This window comes from Sphingomonas sp. 7/4-4, assembly GCF_027941955.1.
Taxonomy (GTDB): Bacteria; Pseudomonadota; Alphaproteobacteria; order Sphingomonadales; family Sphingomonadaceae; genus Sphingomonas.
In genome coordinates this window covers 1,943,174-1,964,899 of sequence record NZ_CP115960.1, presented here as the reverse complement: position 1 = coordinate 1,964,899, position 21,726 = coordinate 1,943,174, and the positions used below count along the sequence as shown (strand labels likewise).

The following is a 21,726-nucleotide window of genomic DNA, read 5'->3' as shown; positions in this document are numbered from 1 at the left end:
ACAGCCGCCCGGCATGAAGATATTCTTCGACGGGGGATGCCGGCCCAATCCGGGTGCGATCGAAGTCGCGGTCGTCGCGGGCGGGCGGACGACTATCCTGCGCGACCTTGGCGAGGGCACCAGCGCGGATGCCGAGTGGCTGGCATTGATCCATGCGCTGACGATCGCGCAATCGCTTGCCATGCCGGGTTTCGTCCTGCTGGGCGACGCCGCGGACGTCGTCGCCAAGGCCAATGGGGCAGTGAAATGTCGCGGCGCCGCGCTTGCCCATCTAGAGCGGTTTCGCGTGCTGGCATCGGCAGGCCCGCCGCCACGCGTGCGCTACATCAAACGCTCGCAGAACCTCGCCGGGATCGCGCTCGCAAGGCTGCACGGGCGATGACGCTGATCCTGTTCAACAAGCCCTATGATGTGCTGTGCCAGTTCACCGATGAAGGCTCGGGGCGGCCGACTCTGGCGGATTTCATCCAGGTGCCGGGAGTCTATCCGGCGGGGCGGCTCGATCGCGACAGCGAGGGGCTGCTCCTGCTCACCGACGACGGCAGGCTGCAGGCGCGGATCGCCGATCCCAGGTTCAAATTGCCCAAATCCTATCTCGTGCAGGTCGAGGGCGATGTGGCCGAGGCTGCGCTCGCATCGCTACGGCAGGGCGTCCGGCTGAAGGACGGCATGACGCGCCCCGCCGATGCCGAGCGCATCGCTCCGCCCGCGCTCTGGCCCCGCGATCCGCCGGTGCGGTTCCGCAAGACCGTGCCCGATTGCTGGATCAGGCTGACGATCCGCGAAGGGCGCAACCGGCAGGTGCGCAGGATGACCGCCGCGATCGGTCACCCGACCCTGCGGTTGGTGCGCTGGAGCATCGGCGACTGGACGCTCGACGGAGTCGCGCCGGGGGAATGGCGGGAGGCTGGCGCTTAGCCTAGCGGGTCCGCGTCCGATCGATCAGCCACACGACGAGCAGCAGCACCAGCCCGACGCCGAGCCCCGCGACGAAGCCGATCGATGCCTCGCCCCGGCCGGCGCCGATGATGGTGCCGGCGAGCAGGCTGACCGCGAGCAGGAAACCGCCGGCCATCGGCGTGCGGGAAGGAGGATTTGCCATGGGCGGGCCTTAGCGGGTCATACGGCGCGGCGCCACTGCCGGACTTAATGGTTAGCGGCGCTTCACCTTGCTGAGCCGCGAAAGCTTTAGAATCGCTGATGTAAAGGAGCGCATCGAGTCCCAGGACGCGTGCAGCCGGAGTATCCATGGAATATCTGCCCTATCTCGGAGATGCGCGCGAAGTCGCCGACGCGGACGAACTGATCCGTTCGTTCGGACAGGATGCCGGTTCCGAAGCGGCGGCACGCGCCGACCGCAGCCGCGATCTGGGCAACCACATCCATTTCTGCCGCTGGCGCCAGATAGAGCGGCTGGTGCTGCTGATGTCGATCCCCCGCGCCGTGGGGACGGTGCACTAGGCGGCCGATCGGCGACCGTGCCCCTTGAGTGCGGTGCACTGACCCGCAATGGCGCGGGAGTGTAATTCGGCGTACAGGTCAAGGCGGGGGAGACGGATCATGCGTGGAATGCTCTTGCTCGCGGGAATATCGATCGCCGCGCCCGTATTTGCCATACCGACCAGCGTCACGCCGTTCGAGATTGCGCTTCCCGGCACCAGCGCGGCCGCCGAGCCGGGGCTGGCGGGAGTGGTCGTCAACGACACGCTCGTGCCCTTCTCGGTCGCGAGCGCAACGGCGCCAGTCAGCGGAACGGTTCAGGTCAGAACCGTGCGCGGGGCCGATGGCAAGCTCAGCTTCTACTGGAAGATCAACAACGCCGCGGCGTCCAAGGGGCAGGTGAGTGCGCTTCATATCTCCGGCTTCCCGAAGGCGGTCTATGACGCAAACTGGCGCAAGGACGGGCTGGGCAGCGTCGCGCCGACCAAGGTTCAGGGCGGGCTCTCGTCCGACTTCAAATCCTGGCTGTACGGCTTCGCTTTCGGAGCGCCGATCAAGCCCGGCGAGAGTTCGCGCTTCTTCTTCCTGCGCAGCAACGCAGTGGCGGCGGTGCCGTCCACGGCCCGCATCAGCGGCGGCGGCGGCGTGAGCGCCGATTTCGCGGTGCTTGCGCCCGCCGGTTGAACGCGCGCCCGGGCAGCCGGTCGCATCCGCCTTTGTGGGTGCTGGCGGCGCGCGGGGCGCGACCCTATGTGGCCGGTGCACTGAGCGGAGGCGAGCATGGCACGGGTTGCGAGAATCGAGACGACGGGCGGGCCCGAAGTGATCGGCTGGGCCGATGTCGAACTGCCGTCGCCGGGCCCGGGCGAAGTGCGGATGCGCAACACGGTGATAGGCCTCAATTTCATCGACACCTATTTCCGCTCGGGGCTGTACCCCGTGCCGCTGCCGAGCGGGCTCGGGCAGGAAGCGGCGGGCGTGATCGAGACGGTGGGCGAGGGTGTCACCGGGTTCGCGCCGGGCGACCGCGTGGCAACCTTCGGGCCGCCGATCGGCGCCTATGCAACCGAGCGCAACCTGCCGGCGTCGTCCTTGTTCAAGCTGCCCGATACGGTGGACGACGAGACTGCGGCGGCGGCGTTGCTCAAGGGATGCACTGCCGAATTCCTGATCGAGCGTTGTGCGCGGGTGCAGCCGGGCTGGCCGGTGCTCGTCCACGCCGCGGCCGGCGGAGTCGGCCAGATCCTCGTCCAATGGCTCAAGGCGATCGGCGCCGAGGTGATCGGCACCGTCGGCAGCGAAGCGAAGGTCGCGGCGGCGCGTGGCGCGGGTGCGGATCACGTGCTGCTGTCGCGATCGGACGACATCGCCGCGCGGGTGCGCGAGATCACCGGCGGTGCGGGCGTGGCGGTGGTGTTCGACGGCGTCGGCAAGGCGACCTGGGAAGCGTCGCTGGCGGCGACCAGGCGGCGCGGGCTGATCGTGAGCTATGGCAATGCCAGCGGCGCAGTGGAGGGCGTGCAACTCCGCACGCTCGCGAGCCACGGGTCGCTGTTCGTCAGCCGCCCGACATCGTTCGATTATTATGTGACGCCCGAGGAACGCGCGGCGGGCGCGGGGCGGCTGTTCGCGATGCTGGAGAGCAAAGCGGTGCGCGTCGCTATCGGTCAGCGTTTCGCGCTCGAGGATGTCGCTGCCGCGCACCGGGCGCTGGAGGCCGGCGAGACGATTGGATCGACGGTGCTGCTTCCCTGACACTGGGACGTATCGACATTCAGGCGAGCGAGGGTTTTCAATCCTCCCCCGCCAGGGGGAGGTGGCACGCGCAGCGTGACGGAGGGGCGGACGCACTGCACTCAATTGGCAGAGTGTGCTGCTTACCTCCCCTCCGACGCCTTCGGCGCCACCTCCCCTGGCGGGGGAGGATCTCGAACGTCGATACGACCTAACCCCTCCCTTGCAGGGAGGGGGAAGAGCGACGTTCCTGTCTGGCTCTAGGTCCCCGCTTTCGCGGGGATGACGGACTGTGTGTGTTCTCAATTCGGAGCAAGTGTTTGGCAACAATGCCAATTGACCGGATCAGGTTATTGCTTCGCGATGTCTATTAGGGATCCACGGGCGCAAGCCAAGATTTGATATAGGAATGAATGTGTCAACGCGGTTACAAGTCGACATCCTATAAACACCCCAGCCCGCTAGAACCTCGACAATAGCATGTCCCGAAAGAGGGCAGGTGTAATCGAACTTGTCTCTACCCCTTGGTAATCATTGATACCTCTTGCTTGTTGCAGATTTACCGCTGTGCTAATCTCCCATGCAGGTGTCGCCTAGGGGTTCGACAACGTCCGCAAAGACGGACGTGCGAGCGCGCACGCTTAATGGGAGCGCCTGCTGCTGATCGCAGCGGGCGGACGGGGAACATCGATGCGCAAGTCCAGCAAGGCACGGCTATTTTCGACGTGCCTGACCGGAGCTATCCTCGCGGCGGCGGCGCCCGCCTGGGGACAGACCAGCGATGCCCCGACCTGGAAGCCGCGCGCGGAAGTCGATGCCCAGGTCGGCAAGGACATCGGCGTCTCGACCTCGTTGTTCGCGCCGATCGCGCAGAACGATTCGAGCCTCGTCTATGTCGACGGCCGGATCGGCTATGACCAGCGCTTCGACCGCAACGGCTCGGCCACTATCGGCGCGCGCGTCCGCGTGGGCGAGGACGTCGCCATCGGCGTCAATGCCGGTGCCGATTTCTACCGTTCGGACATCGGCTCGCGCGATCAGGCGGCGGTGTCGATGGGGCTCGAGGGCTTCACTTCGGTATTCGACGTCCGGGTCAATTACCGGTTGCCGCTCAGCAAGATACGGACGATCGGCTATATCGATCCCGCTGCCACGAGTTCGGCCGCTCTGGTGCTCGAGAACAACCGGCTGATCGAACGGCACAGCGGCTTCCGGCTCGAGGCGATTCCGCTCCAGGGTTTCAACGGCGAGGCGGGCGTGCGCCTGCCGGTCGGCAGCAATGCCAGCATCCGCGGCTCGGTGGGCGGCTTCGATTATTGGGACAAGGATGCCGACCGGAACTACCGCGGGATCCGCGGCGGGCTCGAGATGGATATCGAGGACCGGAACAGCGGAGCGCGCTTCACGTTCGGCGGCACGGTCGAGCACGACAATCGCTTCGGCACCGACGCGCGGGCGACGGTGCGGCTGTCGGTTCCGTTCGGCGGCCGCTCGGGCGATCGCGGCGCCGTGCCGACCGGTCTCGATCGGCAGATGGGCGACCGCGTGCGCCGCGATTATGTCGCGCGTTCGGGCAGCCGCTATCGGGACCTGACGAGCAGCCGCTTCGCAGTCGACGCGCGCACGGGCAACGAGTTCGGCGGCTTCTATTATGCGAGCGGTACGGGCGTCGCCGGGGCGGCGGGAACGCTGGCCACGCCGACGACGATCAGCGATGCCGTGACTCGCGCGGGCGCCAATGGCGTGGTCGTGGCGCTCGGCAGTGGCGGCAACATCACCACGCCAGGCGTGACGCTCGCCACCAACCAATATCTGCTCGGCGGCGCGGGCGCAGTCGATGTGCGCCTGCTCAACGGCGGCACCGCGCAGTTCGCGCTGGGCGGCACCAACGGCGTGATCGTCGGCAGCAATGCCGCGGGCGCGACGGTGACGCTGGGCCAGGGATCCGTGGTTCGCGACGTTACCGTCCGCGGCGCGGGCACGGGCATTGCCGCGAACGGCGTCGGCGGGTTCGCGATCGACCGGGTGATCGTCGAGAATACCGGCGGCGCGGGCATTTCGCTGACCAATACCCTGGGTTCGGTGGCGCTCACCGGCCTTACCGTCCGCGGCGGCGCGGGCGCGGGCGTGCTGGTCAACGGCGGCAGCAGCGTCAGCCTTGCCAATTCGACGATTTCGGGCGGTGCGGGCGCAGTCGACATCAACGACGGCGGCGCGAACCTCGCAGTCTCGTTGTCGGGCCTGACGCTCTCGGCGACCGGCGCCAACGTGCTCGACATCGACGGATCGGGCGCGGGCACCGTCACCGTCACCGGACTTTCCGGAATCACGATCCGCGGCGGCACCGGCGAGACCGGCGGCCTCAGCGTGCGTTCGGCGACCTTCGACGCCAACACCACCACGGCGGGCATCCAGACGGTCAATGCGGGCCGGATGGAAGTCGGCACCACCGCCGCGCGCGTGAACGGGCAGGGTGTGTTCCTCACCGACGTCATCGGCAGCCTGAGCTTCACCGATCTCGATATCGCCAACAGCGGCGCCACCGGCCTGCGCGTCGTCAATTCCAAGGTCAACGGCTTCACGCTGGCGACGCTGGACGGCACGATCGACACTGTCGGCGGCACCGCGGCGGATCTCGATCCGCTGGTGATCGACCTCAACTTCGCCAGCATCAGCTCGGTCGGCGCGGCCGGGCCGGGCGTGATCCTCAACACCGTTCAGGGCGGCGGGACCGGCGGCAACGCGCTCACCATCGGCACGCTGACGATCTCGAACAGCGGCGGCGACGGGCTGGTCATCCTCAACTCGACCGGCCTGGTGCGCGTCAATGGCGGCGCGATCACCAACAGCGGCGGCAGCTCGGTCCGGATCGGCACGCAGGGCGTCGCGGGCAGCGGCGGCAGCACCAATCTGGCATTCGGCGCATCGATCACCGATCCAACCGGCACCGCTGCCATCGTCGCGATCTTCAACACGTCGGGCACGCTCAACTTCACTGGCCCGATCAGTGGCCGCGGGCCGATTCTGGTGCAGGACACGCTGGCCGGATCGGCGATCACGTTCGGCGCGATCACGCTCACCGGCACTGCGGGCAATGCGATCACGCTGGGTAACCTTGCGGGATCGATCAACTTCGCCGGGCTGGTGACGATCGCCAATCCGGGCGCCAACGGCATCGTCATCGGCAACGTGCCGGGCGGCGTCACGTTCGGCAATGTCGATATCACCGGGCTCGGTAACTTCACCGGTCTCGACGTGACCGGCGCGCACGGCAATGTGCTGTTCACGACGCTCGACATCACCGGCACGGGCGGCGGCAAGGGCATCGACGTCACCGGATCGACCAATGCCGGCAATGTGATCGTCCTCAACGGCAGCATCATCCAGGGCGTGAACATCGGCGTCGACCTGACGCAGGCCAACATGACCGGCCAGTTCCGCTTCGGCGACGGCAATCCGGTGCCGCTGAACAGCACGATCGCCGCCAACATTCCGATCGTCATCGCGCTGATGAACGCTTCCAACGGAAGCTATAATTTCGCCGATGTCAATCTGGTGGGCGACACCTCCAACCTGACCGGCGCCGGCTTCACGGCTTATTATGCGCGTGTCGGGGCGACGGGCGCGGGCACGCGCAGCGACCCGGGCAGCCTTGCCGGGGCCGATGCCTCCGCCGCGCAATATATCGTGCTGCTCAACGATCCGGCTGGCGGGCAGGACGTGTTCGACGCTGCGAGCGCGGGCGGATCGTTCGATCTCGCTGCCGGGCAATCGCTGGTCAGCTTCCTGAACGGCGATTTCATCGCGGTCAGCGGTGCCGGCTTGCCGGCCAACCTCATCGTCAGCGGGATCGGGCCCGCGGGGATCACCAACGTCTATGCCGGCTCGGGCGGCGCGGTGTTGACGACGACCACCGCCGGTTCGGCGACGGTCAACCTGTCGAACAATTCGCGGATCGACGGCCTCGTCATCCGCAATGCGGGCAATGATGTCGGCGTCGAGGGCATCGGCGTCAGCGGCGTGACGATCGCCAATTCGGATATCGGCGGAAGCGCCGGCGCGATCGCGATCAGCGATGGCGGAGCGGCCGCCTCGGTGACGCTCATGCATCTCGACCTCTCCTCCTCGTCCGGCACGACGCTGAGCCTGAGTGGAGCGGGCGCGGGAACGCTGACGGTCTCGGCATCGGACGTCGATATCGCGGCGACGGGGACGAGCGCCGCGGCATCGCTGACCGATCTGAGCTCGGGCGGGATCGCGTTCGGCACGATCTCGACGGGAACTTCAGCGAGCACTGCGCTTACCGTGCAGGGCGTGACCGGCGGCGGCGTCGCGATCGGCAGTGTCGCGGTGGGCGGCACCGGTGCCGGAGCGGGCGTCGCGATCAGCGGCAACAGCGCAGCGGTTTCCATCGGCGCCGTCAGCGTGGCGGGCAGCGCCGGCGACGCGGTGCAAATCACCAATAACAGCGGTGCTGTCTCCGTGGGTGCGGTCAGTGCCTCGGCCAGCGGCGGCGACTCCGTCGAGTTGAGCGGCAATAGCGGTACGGTCGCGTTCGGCGCGCTCAGCTCGAGCGGCGCGGCCGGGGCGGGGCTGAACCTCCAGAACATTCTGGGCAATGTCACGGTCGCCAGCGCGTCGATCAGCGGCGGCGTAAGCGGCGTATCGATCAACGGCGTGGGCACGGGCGGCGCGGTGACGATCGCCGGTCTCGCGGTCACCGGCAGCGGCACGGGCGTGACGCTCGCCGATGTCGACGGCGCGGTATCGTTCACCGGCACGACAAGCATCTCCAATCCCGGCACATCGGGCATCGTGATCGGCGCGGGCAGCGCCGGCACGATCAGCTTCGGCGATGTCGATATTACCGGGCTGGGCGCGGGCACCACCGGCGTCGACGCGCGCAATGCATCGGGCACGGTCAAGTTCAACACGCTCGACATCACCGGCAGCTCGACCGCGGGCACGCGCGGCATCGATCTGACCGGCGCGACCTTCGCCACCAATTTCACCACCACCGAGAGCGGCAGCATCACCGGCGTCGGCATTGGCGTCGATCTGACCAATGCGGCGATCACCGGCAGCTTCCGCTATGGCGACGGTTCGAACACCGACGCCGACGGCGCGGCCTCGTCGATCAACGCGGTGACGCCGATCGTGATCACCGGGATCAATGTCGGGGCGGGCAGCTACAATTTCCTCGACGTCGCGCTCACCGGCGACACCAGCACGCTGACGACCTCGGCCACGCTTTATTTCGTCAAGGCGGGCGCCACCGGCGTGGGTACGATCGCCGATCCGGGCAGCCTCGCGGGCGCCGAAGCCTCTGCGGCCGATACGATCATCCTGCTCAACGATCCGACGGGCGGGCAGGACGTTCTCGACGCGGCGGGCGCGGGCGGATCGTTCGATCTGGCGGCCGGGCGCTCTCTGCTCAGCTTCCTGAACGGCGACACGCTGATGCTGCCGGGCGGCGCTCCGGCGAACCTGCTGCTGTTCGGCATTCCGTCGGGCCAGATCGGCAATCCCTTTGCCGGATCGGGCGCCCCGGTCCTGACCACCACGATGGCAGGCGCGAACACCGTAAACCTGGGCGGCAGCAACCTTCTCGACGGCCTGATCATCGGCAGCGGCGTCAACGGGATCGGCGTGGTCGGCAACGGCGTCGCCAATGTCACGATCCGCAACAGCCATATCTCCGGGCCCGGCGGCGCGATCGCGCTTTCCGACGCCGGCCTGAGCGCGAGCGTCGCGCTGAGCAACCTGACGCTCTCGTCGACCGGCGGGATGGTCGCCTTGCTCGACGGGACCGGTGGGGGACGCTGGCCGTCACGCAGTTGAGCGGCATCACCATCCAGGGCGGCAATGGCGAGACGGGCGGCCTCTATGCCGACGGCGTGCTATTCGACGCCGATCTCGCCACGGCGGGCGCGCAGGCAGTGATCGGTTCGATGACCATCGGCGCGGCGGGCGCACGGGTCGACGGCACCGGCCTGATCGTCAATGCCAGCGACGGCAGCCTCGATTTCGTCAGCCTCAACGTAGTGAATGCCAATGATGTCGGCGTCGGGCTCAGTGGAAATCTCGCCCTGACGGCGATCGTCCGCGCGGGCTCGATCGATACGTCGGGAGGCTACGCGCTGATAGGCGCCGACGCCGCGCTGACGCTCAACTTCGGGAGCATCGTCGCCACCGGCGGCGGAATCGGCATGATCGACACCGTCGCCGCCGATCCGGCCAAAGCGGTGCTCAACGTGGCTTCGCTCAATCTCACCGACGGCGGCCTGATCCTCACCGGCAGCGGCAATTATGTGTTCACCAACGCGTCGATCACCGACAGCGCCGGCGTTGCGGTCTTCCTGGCCGATTCGGTCAATCTCGATTATTCGGGCGACATCACCAGCAATGCCGGTGCGGCGGTTACGCTGGGGTTCCAATCGCATACCGGCACCGCCAGCTTCCACGACGGCACGATCGACGTGACCGACGGCGCCGGCCTCCAGTTCATCGACGCCGACGGGACCTATTCGTTCACTGGCACCACCACGCTCCACGGCGGCGACGCCGGGATCAACATCGCGAGCGGCTCCTCGGGCAGTTTCTTCTTCGGCGCCGATACCAGCGTCACCAACGGCGCGGTCGCCAATTTCGTGCTGCAGAATTCGGACGCCAACGTCACCTATCTGGGCAGCCTCGCCCAGGGGCTGAACACCGACAATTTCGTGGTCTTCGGCCAGACCGGCGGCGTCGTCGACTTCTCGCAGGCGACGATCAGCGCCAGCGCGGGCACGGGACTGCTGTTCTTCGGCGCGGACGGCACCAGCATGCTGGGCGACGTCCAGCTTTCCGGCGGCGCGGGCATCGTGATCACGGGTTCGGGGGCGATCAGCTTCGACAATGTCGACATCACCGGAGTTGGTGCCAACCAGACCGCAGTCGATCTGACCGGGGCGCTCGGCAACGTCACTTTCCTGACGCTCGATATCGCCGGCGCCTCGACCGTCGGCAGCAAGGGCATCGATCTCAGCGGCTCGACCACCGCGGCGAACATCACCGTCATCGAGAGCAGCAGCATCACCGGGGTCGGGATCGGCGTCGACCTGACCAATGCCGCGATCACCGGCAATTTCCGCTATGGCGACGGCTCGAACACTGACGCGGACGGCGCCGCCTCGACGATCAGCGCCGGGGTGCCGATCGAGATCACCGGGCTCAACGGCGCGACGGGAACCTATGACTTCGCCGACGTGAACCTGATCGGCGACACCAGCCGGCTGACCACCTCGGCGACGACCTATTTCGTCGCCGACGGCGCCGCCGGCGTGGGGACCATGGCCGATCCCGGCAGCCTTGCCGGCGCCGAGGCATCCGGCGCGCAGTTCATCATTCTGCTCAACGATCCGAGCGGCGGGTCGGACACGCTCGACGCGGCGAGCGCAGGCGGCAGCTTCGATCTCGCCGCGGGCCAATCGCTGCTCGGCTTCCTCAACGGCGACACGCTCACGCTGCCGGGAGGCGGCCCCGCCAATCTGGTGCTGTTCGGGCTCACGCCGGGACAGATCGTCAATCCGTTCGCGGCTTCGGGCGCGCCGGTCCTCACCAATTCGACCGGTGCCGATACGCTCATCCTCGCGTCGAACACCCTTGTCGACGGCATCCTCATCAATGCGCCGAACGGACGGGGCATCTTCGCTTCCGACGCGGCGAACGTCACGATCCGCAACAGCAATATCAGCGCCGGCAGCAACGCCATCATGCTGGCGGATGGTGCCGCCGGTACCAGCGCCTCGCTGCGCAACCTGCAACTCGCGGCGAGCAGCGGCGCCGTGCTCGAGCTTGACGGCACCGGTCTCGGCGCCCTGACTCTCACTGCGCTCGACCAGATCACCATCGCCGGCGGCAATGGCGAGCTCTTCGGTATTTACGGCAGCGGCGTGACCTTCGACGCCGATCTGACCACCGCAGGTTTCCAGACGGTTTCGGGAACGCTCGATATCGGTTCGGTCGGGTCACGCGTGACCAGCACCGGCATCTTCCTGATCGACACCGAGGGCGCCGCGGCCTTCGATATGGACGTGGCCACGGACGGCGGTTCGGGCGTCCTGGTCCAGGGGACGCCGGGCGCGCTCCGTTTCGACATCACCGGCGGCACGATCGATGCGCTGAATTCCACCGGATACGGACTGTATTTGGCGAATGCCTCGGCGGACGTGGTGCTTGCGTCGATCACCTATGCGGGAGCCGGTACGGCGGTCTCGACCCAGAACGTAACGGGCGCGGGTCCGCTAGGCCGGGCAATCGACGTGGCGACTCTGACCGTTGCCGACGGCGCCGCCAGCGCCATAGCGATGTCCGGGAGCGCCGCCGGCAGCTTCAGCTTCGGTGTGGGTTCATCGATCGGCACGACCACGGGTGCCGCGATCTCACTGTCCAATACGGGCGCGAGCACATTCAATTATGCCGGCAGCGTCAATTATGCCGGTGTCGACGCGGTCCTCAGCGTCAGCGGTGGCCATAGCGGAACGGTGAACTTCACCGGAGCGATCGACGCGACCAGCGGCACCGGGCTCGTCTTCGACGACGCCGACGGCACTTACAACTTCACCGGCAGCGCCAACATGGCCGCCGGCATCGGCATCTTCAACGGATCGGCGGGCAGCTTCAGCTTCGGTGCCGACACGACGATCGTCAGCCCAGGCGGGATCGCGGTCGACATACAGGATTCGACGGCATCGGTCGGCTATGCGGGCACGATCAGCTATGGGAGCGCCGGATTAGCGGCGATCAACGTCGTCAATCATTCGGGCGGGACGATCGACTTCACCGGGCTGATCGACATCACCACCGGGACCGGCATCAATTTCGACAACGCCGACGGCACCTATAATTTCACTGGCACCACCGGGCTCGACGCGGGCAGCGCGGGTATCGTGATCGCCAATGGTTCGGCCGGCGACTTCACCTTCGGCGCCAACACCACAGTCATCGCCAACGGGGGCTCCGCCCTCGCCGTGTCCAGCTCGACTGCGACGATCGACTATCTGGGCTATGCCTATGCACTCGGCGGCAACGGGATCAGCATCACCGATCACAGCGTCGGCACGATCGATTTCTCGGGCGCGACGCTCGATCTGAACGGCGGCACGACCGTCCGCTTCGACAATGCCGACGGCACCTACAGCTTCGGCAGCTTCGCGACGGCCGGCGGCTCGGGGATCGCGATCCTCAACGGATCGGCCGGCGGATTTACCTTCGGCGACATCGACATTGCCGATCTCGGCGCCGGCCAGACCGCGGTGGATCTCACCGGCGCGACCGGCAACGTCACCTTCCAGACGCTCGACATCACCGGCACCGGCGGCACCGGCATCGATCTCACCGGCTCGACCACGGCCGCCGACATCATCATCAACGAGAGCAGCGCGATCAGCGGCGTCGACGTGGGCGTCGACCTCACCAATGCGGCGATCACCGGCAATTTCCGCTATGGCGACGGCTCGAGCACGGATGCGGACGGCGCGGCTTCCTCGATCAACGCGGTAACGCCACTGGTCATTGCCGGGCTCAACCCCGGCGGTACCTATGATTTTGCCGATGTCGTCCTCACCGGCGACACCAGCACTCTCCAGACCAACAAGACTGTCTTCTGGGTACAAGCGGGCGCGACAGGCGCCGGCACGCGCACCGATCCGGGCAGCCTCGCGGCTGCCGAGGCCTCGGGTGTCGACGTCATTATCCTGCTCGATGCGGCGGGTGCCGGACAGGACGTGATCGACGGCGCCTCGGCCGGAGGCGAGCTCGATCTCGCTGCCAATCAGAGCCTGCTGAGCTTCCTCAACGGCGATACGCTCAGCATCGGCGGAGGCGCGCCGGCCAATCTGCTGCTGTACGGTATCGTCGGCGGATCGGTCGCCAATCCCTATGCGGGATCGGGCGCGCCGCTGCTCACCACCAGCCAGGCCGGCGCAACCACGGTCAACCTCGCCTCGGGCGCGTTGATCGACGGCGTCCAGATCGGCAATCTCGACTGGAAGGGCGTATTCGGCGCCGGCGTCACCGGCGTCATGATCCGCAACAGCGTGATCCATGGCGGCGTCAACGCGATCCAGATCATCGACAATGGCGGCACCGCGGACGTCGCGCTGAGCAACCTCGATCTTTCGAGCAGCACCAATCACGTGCTCTCGCTGATCGGCAGCGGCGGCGGCCAGCTTACCGTCACCGCGCTCAACGGCATCACCCTCCGCGGCGGCAACATGGGCAGCGGCCTGTGGAGCGAGGACGTGACGTTCGATGCCGATCTGGTAACGGCCGGGGCCCAGACCGTGACCGGCACGCTCGACATCGGCGGCGCATCGAGCCGGGTCGGCGCGTCGGGGCTGGTGCTCGACGGTGCGGGCGGCGCGCTGAGCCTCGCCACGACGGTCTTCAACACCAATGGCGACGGCATCTATGCCAGCGGCGCGCCCGGCTTCAGGCTCACCATCACCGGCGGCACGGTCGATACCGGTCCGGCTTCCATCACGAAAGCCGCGCTCAACCTGTCCAATCTCTCGGCCGATATTCAACTGGCCAGCGTCGATTATGCGGGTGCCTATGGCGGTGTATTCGTCGAAAACGTGACCGGCGTCGGGGCGGGCGGGCGGGCGCTCGATATCGGCACGCTGACGATCACCGGCAGCCCGAGCTACGGCATCTGGCTCCGCGGCACTACCAGCGGCAATTTCGACTTCGGCAGCGGCTCGTCGATCGCGGTGCCCGGGGGCTTGGGCATCTGGCTGGCCAACACCGGTGCCGGCAGCTTCAATTATGCCGGCGACCTTTCCGGCGCCGCGCCGGGGTTCCCCTGGTGCGGGTCAGCAACGGCAACATCACGACCGCGACCTTCAGCGGAACGCTGAGCGGGACGGGCGGCCAGGGGCTGGTGTTCGAAAATGCGGATGGCACCTATAATTTCACGGGCACCACCACGCTTGGCGGCGCTGGGGGCATCAGCATCGTCAATGGCTCGGCCGGCACCTTCAGCTTCGGCACGGGCACGTCGATCACCAGCACGAGCGGCGCCGGGATCAATGTCGCCGATTCGAGCGCGGCGGTGACGTATAGCGGTAACCTGACCTACGCGACCGGCGGTCAGCCAGCGGTGAACATCGTCAATCACAGCGTCGGCACGATCCTGTTCCAGACCGGTACGCTGAACATCACCAACGGGACCGGGCTGCAGTTCAACAATGCCGACGGCACCTATGTTTTTGCCGGCACCACGACACTTAACGGCGGCGATGCCGGTATCGACATCGTCAACGGTTCGGCAGGCACCTTCTCGTTCAACGGTGGCACGTCGATCACCAAGCCCAGCGGCATCGGGTTTAACGTGCAGGATTCGACCGCCTCCGTCGCCTATGGCGGAAGCCTCAACTATGGCGTCGGCCCGGCAGTGGCGGCGATCAGCGTCACCAACCACAGCGCCGGTACGATCAACTTCACCGGCTTCATCGGTCTCAACAGCGGCACCGGCAGCCCCGGCTTCACGTTCGACAACGCCGACGGCACCTACAGCTTCACCGGCTTCACGACGCTCGACGGTCTCGATAGCGGGATCGCGATCACCAATGGCTCTGCGGGCAGCTTCACCTTCGGGGCGAACACGCTCGTGCGCGCGGATGGCGCGCCGGCATTCGCCATCGCCAACTCGACCGCGTCGGTGACCTATTCGGGCACGATCGACGTGATGGGCCTGCTCACGCCGGCGATCGAAGTGATCAATCACAGCGCCGGCACGCTCAATTTCTCGACCGCTACGGTGCTGGTCAGCGGCGGCGGGGGCATGCGTTTCGACAATGCCGACGGAACCTATCAGTTCGACGCGGTCCAGCTCGATACCGCGCTGGCCGGGCCCGCGACCGGCATCGCGATCGTCAATGGATCGGCGGGCAGCTTCACCTTCGGCGACGTCAACCTTACCGGACTGCGCGCCAACCAGACCGCCGTGAGTCTCACCGGCGCTACCGGCACCGTCACCTTCAACACGCTCGACATCACCGGCACCTCGACCGTCGGCAGCAAGGGCATCGATCTCACCGGCAATACCGGCACCGGCGACATCGTCGTCACGAACAGCAGCACGATCACCGGCGTCGGCGTCGGCGTCGACCTGACCAACGCGTCGCGCACCGGCCTCTTCCAATATGGCGACGGCGAGAGCGCGATCGACGTGGCGTCGACGATCACCGCCACCACGCCGCTCGTCATCACCGGCCTCAACGGCGGAACGGGGACCTACAATTTCGCCGACGTGAATCTCGTCGGCGACAACAGCGCGCTCGCGACCACTGCGACGGTCTATTACGTGCTCGCCGGTGCGAGCGGTGCTGGCACGCTCGGCGATCCGGGCAGCCTTGCCGGCGCCGAGGCGGCGGCGGTCGACATCATCATCCTGCTGAACGACCCGACCGGCGGGCAGGACGTGCTCGACGCCGCCGGCACCAACGGCAACGATACGCTGGCGCTCGATGTCAGCCAGATCCTGCGCAGCTTCCGCGACGGCAACACGATCACGCTACCCGGCGGTGCCCCCGCGAACATTATCCTGACCGGGGTGACGACCGGGCAGGTGGTCAACCCCTATGCCGCTTCGGCGCTCACCGCGACCGACCGTGCACCGATCCTCACCACTACCGGTGCCGACAACACCGTCACCCTCGCCAACAACAGTCTCGTCGACGGCGTGTTCGTGCAGGGCGTGAACGGCAGCGCGGCGGTGTTCGGCTCCGGCAGGTCCGGCGTCACGATCTCCAATGCGACGATCTCAGGCCCCGGGCACGGTCTCTTGCTTCTGGACGGCGGCGGCGCCGCTTCGGCGACGCTGACCAATTTGACCGTTTCCTCCTCGGGCAGCGGCACCGCGCTGGGGCTGGCCGGAAACGGCGCCGGCACGCTTACGGTCGCCGGATCGGGCATCAACGTGTCGCACAGCGGCCTGGGTGCGCTGCTCGCGATCGACGACATCGTCGTCGGCGGCGCCAATCTGAGCTTCGGTACCGTTGCGTCGGCCACGTCGGCCGCCGGTATCGACCTCGACTCGGTGGCCGGCCTCGGCACGCTCAGCTTCGGCAGCATCAACGTCTCGGGCGCTTCCGGGTCGGCGGTGGCGCTCCACGATTCGAGTGCCACGGTGAACCTTGGCAACGTCACGGTGTCGGGCGCGCTCGGCACGGGCATCGCGCTGACCGCGAACAGCGGCGCCATCACCATCGGCACCATCGACATCAGTTCGAGTGCAATCGGGATCGGAGCGAGCGGTCTCACGAGTACATTGACTGTCGGCGACGGCACGATCGACGGCGCGACCACGGCGGGTATCCTGATCGGGGCGGGCAACACCGTGTTGCTCGACTTCGGCAATATCGACATCACTGCGCTGCAGACCGGCGCGCGTGGTGTCGATGCGCGTTTGACGGGCGGCGGCAACGTCTTCTTCGAGACGCTCGACATCAGCGGGGCCTCGGCCACCGGAACGCGCGGCATTGATCTCACCGGCAATACCGGGCTCGGCAATTTCACCGTCAACGAGAGCAGCACCATCATCGGTGTTGGCATCGGCGTCGATCTCACCAACGCGTCGCGCACCGGCACCTTCCGTTACGGCGACGGTTCGAACATCGACTTCGATCTGGCCGCGTCGACGATCAACGCCGCCACGCCGATCGTCATCGCGGGGCTCAACGGCGCCACGGGGACCTACGACTTCCGCGACGCGACGCTGGTGGGCGACACCAGCCCGCTCGAGGTCAGCGCCTTCTTCGTCCGTGCCGGCGCCACCGGCGTGGGCAGCAGGTCGGATCCGGGAAGCCTCGCCGCCGCAGACGCGTCGACGGCCAGTTTCATCGTCCTGCTCGACACGCAGGCGGGGGCCGGCAGCTTCGACACGATCTCGGGCACGCTGACGCTGGCGAACAACCAATCCTTGCTCAGCTTCCGCGACACCGACACCTTCAATGTCGGCGGCGGCGCGCCGCCGAACGTGTTCGTGTTCAACGTCACCACCGGCACGATCACCAACCCCAATAGCGGCTCGGGCGCTCCGCTGCTGACCTCCGCCGACGCCATCGGCACGGTGCAGCTCGGCGGCACCAGCGTGATCGACGGTGTCGTGGTCTCGAACACCGGCGCGGGCGCGGGCATCTTTGCCAACGGCACCGCGGGCATCGCGACGATCCGCAACAGCACGATTTCAGGCGGCGGCGCGGCGGTGGACATCCGCTCGGGCGCGCTGGTGCGGGCGGTCAATCTCCAGAACCTGACGCTCGCCAATGCAGGCAACCAGGCGGGCGCACTGCTCAACCTCAATGGCGCCGGCGGTACGCTGACGGTCACCGGCATGTCGAACCTGTCGATCGGCACGGCGGGCGGCGAGACTGCGGGCCTGGTGTTCGACACCGTTACCTTCGACAGCGATCTCGCCACCGCGGGCATCCAGGCAGTCAATGCCGGCGCACTGACGATCGGCACCGCCGGCGCCCGCGTGCAGGGCGACGGCCTCGACCTCATCAACGTCTCCGGTTCGCTGACCTTCAGCGATCTCGACATCGCCAACACCGGCGGCACCGGCCTGCTCGTCGCCAATTCGAAGGCGAACAGCTTCCTGCTGACCACCGCCGACGGCTCCTTCGACACGACCTTCGGCACGGCAGTCAATCTCGACCCGCTGACCGTGAACATGACGCTGTCGAGCGTCACCGCGACCAACGGCGCCTATGGCATCCAGCTCGATCAGGTCGAAGGCTTCTTCACCGTCACCGGCGCGGTCAACGTCACCAACGCCACGATCGCGGGCATCGCGGTCGAGAACAACACCGGCCAGACCGACGCGCTCGACGCGACCTTCAACGGCGCGGTCACGATCAACAACACGGTCGGTGCCGGCCTGTCGCTCACCAACAATGCCGGCGCCACGATCATCTTCGGTGGTGGCGGCACCGGCGTGGATGTTGTGACCACCGGCGGCGCGGCGCTCAATGCTTCGGGCGGCACGCTCAGCATCGCCGGTTCGGGCAATTCGCTGACCAGCGGCACCGGCCAGACGATGACGTTGAGCGGTCTCACCGTCGGTGCGCCCGGCATCAACTTCAACAGCGTGAGCGCGAACGGCGCGGCGACGGGGATCGTACTCACCGACGTGACCGCCACCGGCGGCGGCACGATCTATCTCAGCACGGTCAATCTTCAGGGGATCACCAGCCGCGGAATCGACGTCAACACCGCGCTAGGCGCGGCGCTGGTGATCACCGATCTCGATATCGGCCTCAACAGCACGACCGCCGTCGCTTTCGACCTGAACGGCGCGGCACTGACCGCCGGCATCGAGACGATTTCCTTCGACGTGACCAACGCGGCGGCGGCCGGCACCAGCATCGCGGTCGATTTGCGCGGTATGACGAGCGTGCAGACCGTTCGGCTCGGCGACGCCCCGGCTGGCGTCGCTACGATCGCCGGGGTCAATACCGGCATATGGCTGGACGCCGCGACCAACGCGACGTTCATTTATGGCGACGGTGAATCGGCCATCGACACATACGCCACCATTTCGGCGGTCACCGGCATCAACGCAGCGGCCGCTCCGGTGGCCGGCACCTACAACTTCAGGGACGTGATCTTCAGCGCGAGCCCCGGCCTCGGCTTCGGCATCGGCCGCACATGGTTCGTCGATCTCGAACGGAGCGATCGGCGGCGGCAACGGCTCGGGCGCGGACGGCGCCAATCCGATGACGCTGGCGGCCGCCGAGTTCGCGCTCGCGGCGACCGACGTCATCGTGCTGATCAACAACGGCAGCGCGATCAGCGCCGCCGGCTCGAATGCCAACGACACGCTCAACCTGATCGCCAATACCCAGGTGCGTGGCTTCGGGCAGGGACCGCTCGCGCTGACGCTGGTGGTACCTTCGACGATCCTGCTTTCGAGCAGCACCATCAACATCGCCGATCCGACGGCCGGGGGCGCGGCGACGCTCACCTCGGCGGCGGGCGCCAGTGTGATCACGCTGGGCGCGAGCGGCAACCGCATCTCGGGCTTCATCCTCAACGGCGCGCCCGCGGGCGCGCTGCGCGGCATCGTCGATGCGGCGGGTGCCACCGGCACGGTGATCGACTTCATGACGATCCGCAATTTCAACCAGGCGGGCGGCTACGGCATCGAGATCACTCCCTCGACCAACACCACGATCGACAATGTCACTTTCACCGGCAATACCAACGACGTGCTGCTCAACGCCGCCGGCAGCACGATCACCAACGTGACCGCGACCGGCGCGACCGGCACTTCGATCACGCTCGACAACGCCACCGGCACGACCACATTGACCAACGTCGCCATCAGCGGCGCCGCGACCGGGCTGTCCTTCACCAATGCGGGCGGCACGATCAACGCAGCCAATGTCGATATCGGCGGCGCGGCAACATCGGCGCTCACGATCGGCGGCGGCACGGCGAGCTTCAACTTCGACGGGGCGAGCTCGATCGTTCAGGCCGCGGGCGGGCTGACGCTCAATGTCGCCAACCACAGCACCGGCACCCTTGCCTTTGCCGGGCTGATCAATGCGACCAGCGGCAGCGGCATGCAGTTCAACAATGCCGACGGCACCTACAACTTCACCGGCATAACCACGCTCAACGGCGGCAATGCCGGCATCGACATCTATAACGGCGCGACCGGCACCTTCACCTTCGGCTCCGCCACCAACCTCACGCATAATGGAGCGGGCAACGCCTTCACGCTGCTCAGCAGCGCCAACGTCACTTTCGACGGGTCGATCACCGACAATGACGGCGTCGCCGTCGAGATCGATGCGCACGATGCCGGCACCGCCACGTTCAACGGCGCGATCACCAGCAGCATCGCCAATGCCAGCACGGTGATCTCGATCATCAACAGCAATGGCGGGGCAATCAACTTCAACGGCGCGATGAACATCGCCAGCACCGGTACGGCAGTGAACCTGTCGGCCAATCAGGGTTCGACGATCACCTTCAATGCGGGCGGGTCGGGGCTCGACATCACCGGCACCACCAACACTGCCATGATCATCACCGGCGGCGGCACCGTCAACGTCCAGGGCAGCGGCAACTCGATCACCACGACCACCGGGACTTTGCTCAGCGTCACCGATACCGGCGGCACGGCGACCGCGGTCGACCTGTCCTTCGCTTCGGCGGCCAACACCAGCGGGGCGAACGGCATCGTTGTCCAGCGCGTTGGCGCCGGCACGATCACCGGCACGGTGAACGTCGCGGGCGGCGCAATCACCGCGACCACACGCGGCGTCTCGCTCACCGGCGACGCGCTCAACTTCACTTATGGCGGAACGATCGCCACGAGCGGCGCCGCGTCGCGCTCGTTCGAGGCGACCGCCCGGACCGGCGGCACTGCGGCGCTCTCCGGCAACATCACCGACACCAGCCTCGGCATCAGCATCGCCAACAACACCGGCGGTACGATCAACCTCACGGGCCAGACGATCAGCCTGAACACCGGCGCGAACACTGCGGTGACGCTGAGCAGCAACAGCGGCGCGACGATCAACTTCGCGCCTCTCGCTGGAGGCAGCGGGCTCGATATCGTCACCACCGGCGGTGCAGGGATCAGCGCGACCGGCGGCGGTACTGTCACGGTTACCGGCGCCGGCAACAGCATCCAGACCGCGACGGGCCAGGTCATCAACCTCACCGGGGTGAGCGCAGGCGCGAGCGGCATCAACTTCGCGTCGCTGCAGAGCACCGGCATCGTCGCCAGCATCGCCATCAACCTCAACAATCTCGACAGCGTCGGCGGCGGCGCGTTCAGCGGCGGCGCGACCAGCGTCGCGGCGACCAGCGGCGGCAATGACGGGATCTTCATCGGGAATGGCTCGGCCGCCAATATCAGCTTCGGTGCGACCACCATCGGCACCGGCACGATCAGCGGCGACGGCATCGAGATCAACGGGTCGGGCAACGGCACGGTGACCTTCACCAGCGTCGACATCGACAACACCACCGCGCACGGCGTTTCGATCGTGGGGGCCGCCGGCGTGACCGGCGCGATCGCGATCAACGGCGGCACGATCGGGGCTGGCGGTGCAGGCAGCATCACTGGCGACGGCGTCAACGTCACCAGCGGTAGCGGGACCGTCACCGTCGCTGCATCGATCGCCAAGACCAACGCGGGCAACGTCGTCGAAGTGAGTGGCCATACCGGCGGCACGGTGACCTTCTCCGGAAACCTCTCCGCAACCGGCGCCGCCGCCAACGGCATCCTGCTGAGCAATAACACCGGCGGCAGCATCGCCTTCTCGGGCACGACCAAGACGCTCACGACCGGTGCGAACAATGCGATCCAGTTCGACAACAATGCCGCCACCGGTGCCGCAGTGTCCTTCACCGGCGGCAATCTTGCCATCACGACCACGACCGGGCGCGGCATCACCGGCACCTCGACCACCGCGGGGGCGGGCTCGCTGACGATCACCGGCAGCAACAACACGATCAACTCGGTCGGCGGCATCGCGCTCAACCTCG

At 67.1% G+C, this 21,726-nt stretch carries 9 protein-coding genes; 8 read left to right on the top strand and 1 reads right to left on the bottom strand.

All coding sequences use genetic code 11. The annotated features are described in order from the left end of the window. The first annotated feature begins 13 nt into the window (after window positions 1–13). On the top strand, window positions 14–382 hold the full coding sequence (locus tag PIB19_RS09775) for a reverse transcriptase-like protein (protein WP_271240654.1): 369 nt from the start codon (window positions 14–16) through the stop codon (window positions 380–382). Further along, window positions 379–918, top strand: coding sequence for a pseudouridine synthase (locus tag PIB19_RS09770; protein ID WP_271240653.1), 540 nt, complete (start codon window positions 379–381; stop codon window positions 916–918). Before PIB19_RS09775 ends, PIB19_RS09770 begins: the two co-directional genes overlap by 4 nt. A gap of 1 nt (window position 919) precedes the next feature. Here the strand turns inward: PIB19_RS09770 and PIB19_RS09765 are convergent, their stop codons facing one another. Then, window positions 920–1,102 carry a hypothetical protein gene (locus tag PIB19_RS09765; protein WP_271240652.1) on the bottom strand — a complete coding sequence of 61 codons (183 nt, stop codon included), beginning with the start codon at window positions 1,100–1,102 and terminating at the stop codon, window positions 920–922. Between the two features lie 146 nt (window positions 1,103–1,248). Between PIB19_RS09765 and PIB19_RS09760 the strand changes: the two genes are divergently transcribed. The 6 genes from PIB19_RS09760 to PIB19_RS09735 all read left to right on the top strand — a co-directional run bounded on the left by PIB19_RS09760 (window position 1,249) and on the right by PIB19_RS09735 (window position 19,873). Next, window positions 1,249–1,461, top strand: a complete 213-nt coding sequence (locus PIB19_RS09760) for a hypothetical protein (RefSeq protein WP_056618319.1) — start codon at window positions 1,249–1,251, stop codon at window positions 1,459–1,461. Window positions 1,462–1,560: 99 nt separating this feature from the next. After that, entirely contained in the window at window positions 1,561–2,124 is a 564-nt protein-coding gene (locus PIB19_RS09755) for a hypothetical protein (RefSeq protein WP_271240651.1), read from the top strand. Between the two features lie 96 nt (window positions 2,125–2,220). Continuing rightward, window positions 2,221–3,195 (top strand): quinone oxidoreductase family protein, encoded by a 975-nt coding sequence (locus PIB19_RS09750; RefSeq protein ID WP_271240650.1) that lies wholly within the window; start codon window positions 2,221–2,223, stop codon window positions 3,193–3,195. Between the two features lie 669 nt (window positions 3,196–3,864). Beyond that, window positions 3,865–9,015 carry a hypothetical protein gene (locus PIB19_RS09745; protein ID WP_271240649.1) on the top strand — a complete coding sequence of 1,717 codons (5,151 nt, stop codon included), beginning with the start codon at window positions 3,865–3,867 and terminating at the stop codon, window positions 9,013–9,015. Then, on the top strand, window positions 9,012–14,075 hold the full coding sequence (locus tag PIB19_RS09740) for a beta strand repeat-containing protein (RefSeq protein ID WP_271240648.1): 5,064 nt from the start codon (window positions 9,012–9,014) through the stop codon (window positions 14,073–14,075). The genes PIB19_RS09745 and PIB19_RS09740 overlap by 4 nt, the downstream gene beginning before the upstream one ends. Continuing rightward, on the top strand, window positions 14,024–19,873 hold the full coding sequence (locus tag PIB19_RS09735; RefSeq protein WP_271240647.1) for a hypothetical protein: 5,850 nt from the start codon (window positions 14,024–14,026) through the stop codon (window positions 19,871–19,873). The genes PIB19_RS09740 and PIB19_RS09735 overlap by 52 nt, the downstream gene beginning before the upstream one ends. The last annotated feature ends 1,853 nt before the right edge of the window (window positions 19,874–21,726 follow it).

Excerpts from the sequence above, each read along its gene's own strand:
- PIB19_RS09775 (WP_271240654.1), top strand. The coding sequence starts at position 14 with ATGAAGATATTCTTCGACGGGGGATGCCGGCCCAATCCGGGTGCGATC.
- PIB19_RS09770 (WP_271240653.1), top strand. The coding sequence starts at position 379 with ATGACGCTGATCCTGTTCAACAAGCCCTATGATGTGCTGTGCCAGTTC.
- PIB19_RS09765 (WP_271240652.1), bottom strand. The coding sequence starts at position 1,102 with ATGGCAAATCCTCCTTCCCGCACGCCGATGGCCGGCGGTTTCCTGCTC.
- PIB19_RS09760 (WP_056618319.1), top strand. The coding sequence starts at position 1,249 with ATGGAATATCTGCCCTATCTCGGAGATGCGCGCGAAGTCGCCGACGCG.
- PIB19_RS09755 (WP_271240651.1), top strand. The coding sequence starts at position 1,561 with ATGCGTGGAATGCTCTTGCTCGCGGGAATATCGATCGCCGCGCCCGTA.
- PIB19_RS09750 (WP_271240650.1), top strand. The coding sequence starts at position 2,221 with ATGGCACGGGTTGCGAGAATCGAGACGACGGGCGGGCCCGAAGTGATC.
- PIB19_RS09745 (WP_271240649.1), top strand. The coding sequence starts at position 3,865 with ATGCGCAAGTCCAGCAAGGCACGGCTATTTTCGACGTGCCTGACCGGA.